5 protein-coding genes are annotated in these 7,996 nt (G+C 64.8%); all 5 read right to left on the bottom strand.

Annotated features, from left to right (window positions below; all coding sequences use genetic code 11):
- Window positions 1–139: 139 nt before the first annotated feature.
- Window positions 140–1,774 (bottom strand): dipeptide ABC transporter ATP-binding protein, encoded by a 1,635-nt coding sequence (locus tag QRN22_RS05260; RefSeq protein ID WP_042552528.1) that lies wholly within the window; start codon window positions 1,772–1,774, stop codon window positions 140–142.
- Complete coding sequence (locus QRN22_RS05255) at window positions 1,771–2,673, bottom strand: ABC transporter permease (RefSeq protein WP_156152658.1); 903 nt, start codon at window positions 2,671–2,673, stop codon at window positions 1,771–1,773. Before QRN22_RS05255 ends, QRN22_RS05260 begins: the two co-directional genes overlap by 4 nt.
- A 2-nt stretch (window positions 2,674–2,675) precedes the next feature.
- Window positions 2,676–3,626 carry an ABC transporter permease gene (locus QRN22_RS05250; protein ID WP_042552529.1) on the bottom strand — a complete coding sequence of 317 codons (951 nt, stop codon included), beginning with the start codon at window positions 3,624–3,626 and terminating at the stop codon, window positions 2,676–2,678.
- Window positions 3,623–5,251, bottom strand: a complete 1,629-nt coding sequence (locus tag QRN22_RS05245; protein ID WP_042552530.1) for an ABC transporter substrate-binding protein — start codon at window positions 5,249–5,251, stop codon at window positions 3,623–3,625. The genes QRN22_RS05250 and QRN22_RS05245 overlap by 4 nt, the downstream gene beginning before the upstream one ends.
- Before the next feature lie 86 nt (window positions 5,252–5,337).
- Window positions 5,338–7,845 (bottom strand): TonB-dependent receptor plug domain-containing protein, encoded by a 2,508-nt coding sequence (locus QRN22_RS05240; RefSeq protein ID WP_042552531.1) that lies wholly within the window; start codon window positions 7,843–7,845, stop codon window positions 5,338–5,340.
- Window positions 7,846–7,996: the final 151 nt, after the last annotated feature.

Below are 7,996 nucleotides of genomic sequence, written 5' to 3'. Positions count from 1 at the left end.
ATCGCCCGCAAGCGGGCTCCTACACGGCCGGAGTTCTAACCCGTAGGAGCCCGCTTGCGGGCGAATCGATTCATCGGCGTGGTGCAGGGGCGCGAGTAGCGAATCCAGTCTGCCTTCGGCGATCCGCAATGCAGCATCTTCAGGCCGCCGCAATGGCCGGGCGGCGGCCCGGAATGGCCGCGATCAGTTCACGGGTGTAGTCGCTGGCGGGGTGTTCGAACACCTGGCTCACCGGGCCTTGCTCGATCATCTTGCCGTTGCGCAGTACCAGCACCTGGTCGGCGACGTTGGCCACCACGGACAGGTCGTGGGAGACCAGCACGTAGGCGATGCCCAGCTCGCGCTGCAGTTCGAGGAGCAGGTCGAGGATCTGTGCCTGCACCGAGACGTCCAGTGCCGAGACCGGTTCGTCGAGCAGCAACAGGTCGGGCTTGAGTGCCAGAGCGCGGGCAATGGCGATGCGCTGGCGCTGGCCGCCGGAGAGCTCACGGGGCAGGCGATCCAGGTAGCTGACCGGCAGGTGCACACGGCTGATCAGCTCCCGTGCGGCCTGTTCCAGTGCCGGCCCCTTGAGCAGGCCGAAAGACACCAGTGGTTCGACGATGCTGTCGAAGATGGTGAAGCGCGGGTCGAGGGCGGCGAAGGGGTTCTGCTGCACCAGCTGCATGCGTTGGCGCAGTGGGCGGAATTCGCGCCAGCTGAGGTCGGTGACGTCCTGCTGCTCGAACAGCACGCGGCCCTGGCTGGGTTTCTCCAGGCCCAACGCGATACGCAGCGCGGTGCTCTTGCCCGAGCCGGACTCGCCGACGATGGCCAGGGTCTGGCCGGGGTAGACCTGCAGGCTGAGGTTTTCCAGTGCCACGAAGCTGCTGTCTTCACCCTTGACCCGCGGCAGGGCGAAGCGCTTGCCGACGCTATGCAGGCTCAGGATCGGCGTGCTAGCGGCCACTGCCTGCTCTTGCGGGCGCACCTTGCGGCGGTTGGAAAAGGCCGGTGCAGCGGCGATCAGGGCGCGAGTGTAATCATGCTGAGGCGCCGTGAGGATCTGCTTAGGCGGGCCCTGTTCCACCAGTTCGCCCTGTTTCATCACCAGAATGCGGTCGGCACGATCCGTGGCCACGCCCAGGTCGTGGGTGATGATCAGCAGGGAAATGCCACGCTCGGCGACCAGGCGTTGCAGGTGGTCGAGGATGCGCCGTTGCACGGTGACGTCCAGGGCGCTGGTCGGCTCGTCGGCGATGATCAGCCGCGGGTTGCCGGCCAGGGCGATGGCGATCAGCACGCGCTGACGCATGCCGCCGGAGAGCTCGTGTGGATACTGGTGGGCGCGCAACAGCGGCTTGTCCAGACCGACCTGCTCGAGCAGTTCGATCACGTCGGCATCGACACCGGGGTAGCGACGGTCGTGGGCGAGAATCAGCGCTTCGCCGATCTGCTTGCCGATGCGCAGGGTCGGGTTGAGGCTGACCATCGGGTCCTGTGGCACCAGGCCGATGGTCCGGCCACGCAGGCCGCGCTTTTGCCGCTCGCTGGCGTGGCTCAGGTCGACGCCCTCGACGTGCAGCTCGCCAGCGGTGATCGCCGCGCTGTCGGGCAGCAGGCCGAGAATGGCGTTGGCCAGGGTCGATTTGCCCGAACCGGACTCCCCGACTATGGCCACCGTTTCCCCTTGCGCGACGGAAAAAGACAGGCCTTTTACCGCATCGGTGGTCTGCCCGGCGGAGCGATAGCTGACGGCCAGGTCGCGAATGTCGATCAGTGGGCTGCTGCTCATCGCTGGGTCTCCTCAAGGGTGCGGGCAATATGGTTGAGGCTGAACACCACGGCCACCACGAATAGCCCGGGCAGCAGCGATACCCAGGGGGCGGTGATCAGGAAGTGGCGACCGTTGGCGATCAGCGTGCCCCATTCCGCGGCCGGTGGCGCGGCGCCGAAGCCGAGGAACGACAGCCCGGCGGTGGCCAGGATGGCCGCGCCGAAGTCCAGGGTCGCGAGTACCGCAACCGGGCCCCAGGCGTTGGGCAGAATGTGTCGCAGCAGAGTGCGGCTCCAGCTGGCGCCACCCAGGCGCGCCGCTTCCACATAGGGTAGGGTTTTCACCCGCAGCACTTCGGCGCGGGTGGTGCGGGCGAAGCCGGGAATGATGCCCACGCCCACGGCAATCGCCACCGGGATGGTACCGAAGCCGATAGCGGTGACGATGGCCAGCGCCAGCAGCAGCCCGGGCAGGGCCAGCAATACATCGACGAAACGCATGATGAGCGCATCGATACGCCCGCCGGCGAAGCCGGACAGCACACCGAGGCCGAGCCCGCCGAACAGGGCGATGCCCACCGCCAGCAAAGCGGCTTGTACCGACAGGCTGGAGCCATAGACCACGCGGGTATAGAGGTCGCGACCCAGCTCATCCGTGCCGAACCAGTGCAGCGCGTTGGGCGCGGTGAGTTTGTCCGTCGGCGAGGTCGCGTAGGGGTCGAAGCCTGTCAGCAGTTGCGGCACCAGCGCCGCTATCAGGGCGAACAGCACCACCGCCAATGCCAGGCTGAAGCCCGGTTTGCGCAGCAAGGGGCGTAGCGCCGCTGTGGCCCGTTGCAGGCGGCTGCGGCGCCGCCAGGTCAACGCCACGCTGGCCGGTGAGTGGGACAACGAGGAAATGCGGCTATCGGCATTCATGGTCAGGACACCTTCGGCGTGTGGGCGATGCGCGGATCGAGGTAGGGGTAGAGCAGGTCGACGATCAGGTTCACCAGCACGAAGGCGGCGGCCGACACGGCGACGATCGCCAGCACCACCGGAATGTCCTGGCGCAGTACCGCCTCCTGAGCGAGGCGGCCGACACCGTTGCGGGCGAAGATGGTCTCCACCAGCACCGCGCCGGACACCGTGTTGCCCACCTGCAGGCCGATCAGGGTGAGGATCGGCAGGGCGGCGTTCTTGAAACCGTGGCGGGCCTGCACCTGCCAGCGACTCAGGCCCTTGGCATAGGCCGTGGCGATGTAGGGTTCCTGCCACACGCCCTGAAAGCCGCGTTGCAGTACCTGGGCATACACCGCCGCGCTGGGGATCGCCAGGGTCACGGCCGGCAGGATCAGGCTGTCGAAGCCGCGGCTACCGGTGGCCGGGAACCAGCCGAGGCTGAAGGCGAACACCTGGATCAGCAGCAGACCCATCCAGAACACCGGCACCGAAAAACCCAGGGAAGGCAGGCGGGCCATCGCCACTTTCAGGGGCTGCCAGCGCACGTAGGCCGTCAGGTAGGCCAGGCCGATGCCGCCGACCATCGATAACACGATGGCCAGGCCGGCCAGCGACAGGGTTTGCGGCAGTCGCTCGGCGAGCAGCTCGCTGACCGGGCGATTGAGCGACAGTGATTGCCCGAAGTCGCCCTGGATGGCGTTCCAGAGCAGGCTGAAGTACTGCTCGAAAATGCCCTTGTCCAGGCCGTAGTAGGCTTGTGCCTTGGCCAGATCTTCTGCCGACAGCGCATCGGCCTCCATGCCCGAGGCGCTGAGCATGATCGACAGGGTGTCACCCGGCAGCAGGTAGAGGATGAAGTAGGTGATGCTGTAGGCACCCCATAGCACCAGCAGCGCCTGGCCGACCCGGCCGATCAGGTAGCGGTTCATGGTTCACCGACCTCGATGTCGTTGAGCAGCGCGAAGCCCTCGGCGGTCCAGCGGAAGTTCTTCACCCGTTGCGCCGTGGCGGCCTGCCAGACGCGCTCGTAGATCGGAAACGCGGATGCCTCGTCGACCAGCAGATCCTGCAGGTCACCATAGGCCTGTGCACGTTGTTCGGTCTGCGTGGCGGTGATGCCGGCATCGAACAGGGCCTGGGCCTTGTCCAGTGTCTGTGGCTCGTACAAGTTGGTGGCCAGGGTCGAGCTGTTGGCGGTACGCGGATCGAGGATGGTCTGCAGGATGATCGGATCGGCGCGGGTCATGTAGGTTGAAGTCAGGTCATAGTTGCCCTGAGAGTTGGTGGTTACCCACTCGGCGCGAGTGACCACCGCCAGTTTGAGCTCGATGCCGATCTGGCGCAGCTGATCCTGGATCAGCACGTCACCGGCGGTTTCCGTACCCTGAATGTTGTAACTCAGGCTCAGGCGCTTGCCGTCCTTGCTGCGATAGCCATCGGCGCCTTTGTGCCATCCCGCCGCGTCGAGCAGTCGTTCGGCACCCTGAGGGTCATAAGCGAGCTTGTCGCCCTGGTCCTTGAAGTAGGGCGTGGTGACATCGTAGATGCCCTTCACCACCGGGAAGTCGGCGTTGTACACGGTGCTGGCGTAGGTCTTGCGGTCGATGCCTTTCTGCAGCGCCAGGCGCACCTGCTTGTCGGCCAGCAGGCGCTCACCGCGGGTGTTGGGGTAGAGGTTCAGCGCAGGTCCCGGCAGGGAGCGGCTCTGGATGGTCGCGCCCTTGGACTGGAACAGCTTGAGGTCCACTTCGGAGAACGGATTGCGTGGCCAGAGGATGTCTGCCTGGCCCTGCAGGAACAGGCCGTTGCGGACACTCTCCTCGGGGATGTAGCTGATTTCCACGGCATCCAGATGGGCTTCGCCGCGGTTCTTGACGTTGGCCGACGCCCAGGCGTACCCCTGGCGCTTGAGCAGCTTGGCGCCGACTTCGGGCGTGTAGTGATCGAGTACGAACGGGCCGGTGCCGATGATCTTGCCGAGCGAGCGCTCCTTGGCGCTGAGCGCGTAGGAGGCGGGGGCGAGGATCGCCAGGTTGGTGGTGGAAGTGGCCTGCAGGAAGCCGGCGTTCGGCCGCGACAGCACCAGCCTGACGGTGAAGTCGTCGACCACTTCGGCGTGGTCGAAACCTGCCAGGTAGGTGGCGCCGAAGGTGGCGGGAAGCTCGGTGGCCAGGGCCTTGTTGCTGTCGAAGGCGGCCTTCACGGCGTTGGCGTCGAAACGTTCGCCGTTGCTGAAGGTGACGTCGTCACGCAACCTGAAGGTGTAGTTGAGGGCGTCATCGCTGACGTCCCAGCTCTTGGCCAGCCAGGGGATGATCTCGCCGCTGTCCGGATCCTGGTCGGTGAGCGACTCGGCGACGTTGCGCAGCAGCACGCGGTGCTCCAGCCAGTACACCTGGAAGGGATCGACGCTGACCAGGGTGGTGTTGTCGCCGAAGAAGGCGATGTTCAGGGTTTTGCTGGCGGCTTCATCAGCGGAGGGCGAGCAGCCGATCAGGCTGAGGGCAAGGGCGCAGGAGGCCAGCAGGTGCGTCGCAAGGCGGGTTTTCTTCATCTCTTCTTCCCACTGTTTCGAATGAGGTGCATGCAGGGATTCCAGGCAAAATGGCCGCACTGCTCTTGGGCAATGCGGCCTTGCAGTCAGAAGTCGTAAGCGAGTTTGGTGTACCAGAAGCCGCCACCAGGGTGGAAAGGCGGGTTGCCGTAGTTGTATTTGAAGGCCGCCTGGGTGATGCCGTTGTTGTCAGGCTTGACGTTGAAGATGTTGGTGCCGCCCACGCTGACCGTCAGGCTGTCGAACAGCAGGTAGGAAAGATCGAGGTCGGTGATCCACTTGGCTCCGAAGGTGCGATCCTGGGCGGCATTCTGCTGCCAGGTTTCGACCTTGCCGTAGCGAGTGGTCTGCAGGTTGGCGGCGAAGTTGCCCAGGCTCCAGTTCGCACCCAGCACCCATTTGCTGCGTGGCGTGGCGGCGACCACCAGGCCTTCGGAGGCATGCCCGGCCACCTCGATACCGGCGTTCTGCAAGAACGACGGGTTGTTTCGCTTATCGCGAACAGTGGTTTTGTTGTAGTTGAATGCGGCGCTCCAGCGCACATCGCCCCAGGCGCCGAACTGACTGCGGTGATCGGCCACCAGATCGATGCCTCGGGTACGGGTGTTGAACGCGTTGGTGTAGTAGCTGACCCAGGTGTTGCGTGCCACGCCGGCGGACTCGAGGATGTCACCGATTGGACCGGCGCCGCCGCCCGGCGCTGCGATGTTGTCGCTGAGCACGATGCGGTCGTCGATGTCGATCAGGTAGGCGTCGGCAGTGAAGCTGGTGCGTGGGGCTGGCTGCCAGGTCACGCCCAAACCCAGGTTGCGCGACTTTTCCGGCTTCAGATCGGATGCGCCCAAGGCTTGGCCCAGAGCGCTATCCGGCGTGGCGGTATAGCGCAGGGCCGGGACCGCGTTGCCGTTGGCATCTGCAGCCGTGCGGTTATCGGAGACGGTATAGCCCAACTGAGTCAGAGACGGCGCCCTGAAGCCCGAGCCAACCGTCCCGCGTAGCGCTACCTGGTCGGTCAATTCGTAGCGCGAATTGAGCTTGAAGCTGAAGGTGTTTTCCTTGATGTCGTCATAGTGCTCGAGGCGGCCTGCAAGGCCCAGGTACCAGCGATCACTGAGGTCGAAGCCGAAATCCAGATAGCCTGCGAGGTTGTTGCGTTTGATGTCGGCTTCATCCTCCGGGCGAATGGCCACGACAGCCTGGGCGCCGACCGATGGCTGCGCGCCGTTGGCGGCATTCTGCTGACTGCCGGCTGGAAAGGTGTAGGGGCCGACGCTCCAGGCACGTGGATCACTGCCTGCGAAAGTCTGGAAGCGCTCCCAGCGATGCTCCACGCCTGCAGAGACCTGAGTCGGTAGAGACAGGCCAAACAACCCGTCGAAAGAGCGGGTGACATCGAAATTGTTGACCCACTGTTCGAACTGCAGGCTGGCCAGGTCATCCCAGGAGGTGGGCGATGCGGCGCCATAGGTGGGGTTGATGGTCAGGTCGCTGGAATGCTCGATCTTGTTGCGGCCGTAGGTGGTGGACAGATCCCAATCCCAGTCCGCCACGTTGCCTTTGCCGCCAAACAGAAACTGGTAATCCGTGTCCTTGAGGTTGTTCAGCGGGTAGTAGCCGTCGGGGAACAGTTCGGGGATCGAGGCCGCGCCCCTGGCCGTGCGCAACTGATTCAGCGCCTCGGTTTTGCGCTCGCCGTAGGTCGCATACGAGTACAGTTTCAGATCATCGGCCAATGGCAGCTCGGCGTTGTAAGCCAGGTTGAAGGCCTTCAGGTCGGGGTCGCCATTCTTGGTGCTCACGCGATCCCAGGCGGCCTGACGTTCAGGCTCGAAATAGGCTTGGACGGTGCTCGGCGACTTCCCGACCCAGGTCGCCGTACCGCGCTTGCGCGCATCTGCGGAAAGGTGCACGAAGCCCCCGTCGTTGCCCAGCGCGAAGCCGTGGTCGGCGGCGGTTTTGATGGTTTCGCCCTGGCCGGAGAAGAGCTTCCCGTAGCTGGTCTCCACATGGCCACCAGAGGTATTGCCCTTGAGGATGATGTTGATCACCCCGGCGACGGCGTCGGAGCCGTACTGGGCGGCGGCGCTGTCCTTGAGCACTTCGATGTGCGAGACGGCGCTGACCGGGATCTGATCGATGTCCACGGCGTTCGCGCCGCTGTTATCGGTGCTGCCATTGGCGGGTGCAGCGCCGTTATGACGGCGTTTGCCGTTGACCAGGACCAGCGTGTAGGCCGGGCCGAGGCCACGGTTGCTCAGCGGGCGAATCGAGGAGTTGACCCCGGCGATGTTGGTGCCGAAGTTGAACGAGGGCAGCAGCTTGGAAATCGCTTCGGAGAGTTCGGCGCGCCCGGTCTTGAGCAGCTGCTCGCTGTTGATGATGTCGATTGGCGTCGGGCTGTCGGCAACCGTGCGTTGCTGCCCGCGGATGCCGGTGGAGATCACGTTGACGGTTTCCAGGCGTGTTTCGCTGCTCTGCGCCTGCACGCTGGGCGCCAACAGGCAGGCCAGTGAAAGTACCGAGAAGGTCAGTCCTGCGCGAGCCGGGGCGCTGCGCAGATGGCGCAGGCGTGTGCTGGAAAAAGGTGTTGCCATGGCGCTTGTCCCTGTCTGAAAGGCTGGGGCGACAGCCAATATGGCGTCGCCCGGAAAGGTGTCCACTGCCGTACGCAAGGCGCACGAAACCCTGACGCGCGTTTTCACGTGCGGGCTGTCTTGCAGTGGTGGGGGCGACAAGGCGGTGGTA

The sequence above is a fragment of the Pseudomonas sp. MEJ086 genome (assembly GCF_030209025.1).
GTDB lineage: Bacteria > Pseudomonadota > Gammaproteobacteria > Pseudomonadales > Pseudomonadaceae > Aquipseudomonas > Aquipseudomonas fulva_A.
This window is presented reverse-complemented; position numbering and strand designations above follow the sequence as displayed.

Coding starts and splice junctions, on each gene's coding strand:
- QRN22_RS05260 (WP_042552528.1), bottom strand. CDS start 1,774: ATGAGCAGCAGCCCACTGATCGACATTCGCGACCTGGCCGTCAGCTAT.
- QRN22_RS05255 (WP_156152658.1), bottom strand. CDS start 2,673: ATGAATGCCGATAGCCGCATTTCCTCGTTGTCCCACTCACCGGCCAGC.
- QRN22_RS05250 (WP_042552529.1), bottom strand. CDS start 3,626: ATGAACCGCTACCTGATCGGCCGGGTCGGCCAGGCGCTGCTGGTGCTA.
- QRN22_RS05245 (WP_042552530.1), bottom strand. CDS start 5,251: ATGAAGAAAACCCGCCTTGCGACGCACCTGCTGGCCTCCTGCGCCCTT.
- QRN22_RS05240 (WP_042552531.1), bottom strand. CDS start 7,845: ATGGCAACACCTTTTTCCAGCACACGCCTGCGCCATCTGCGCAGCGCC.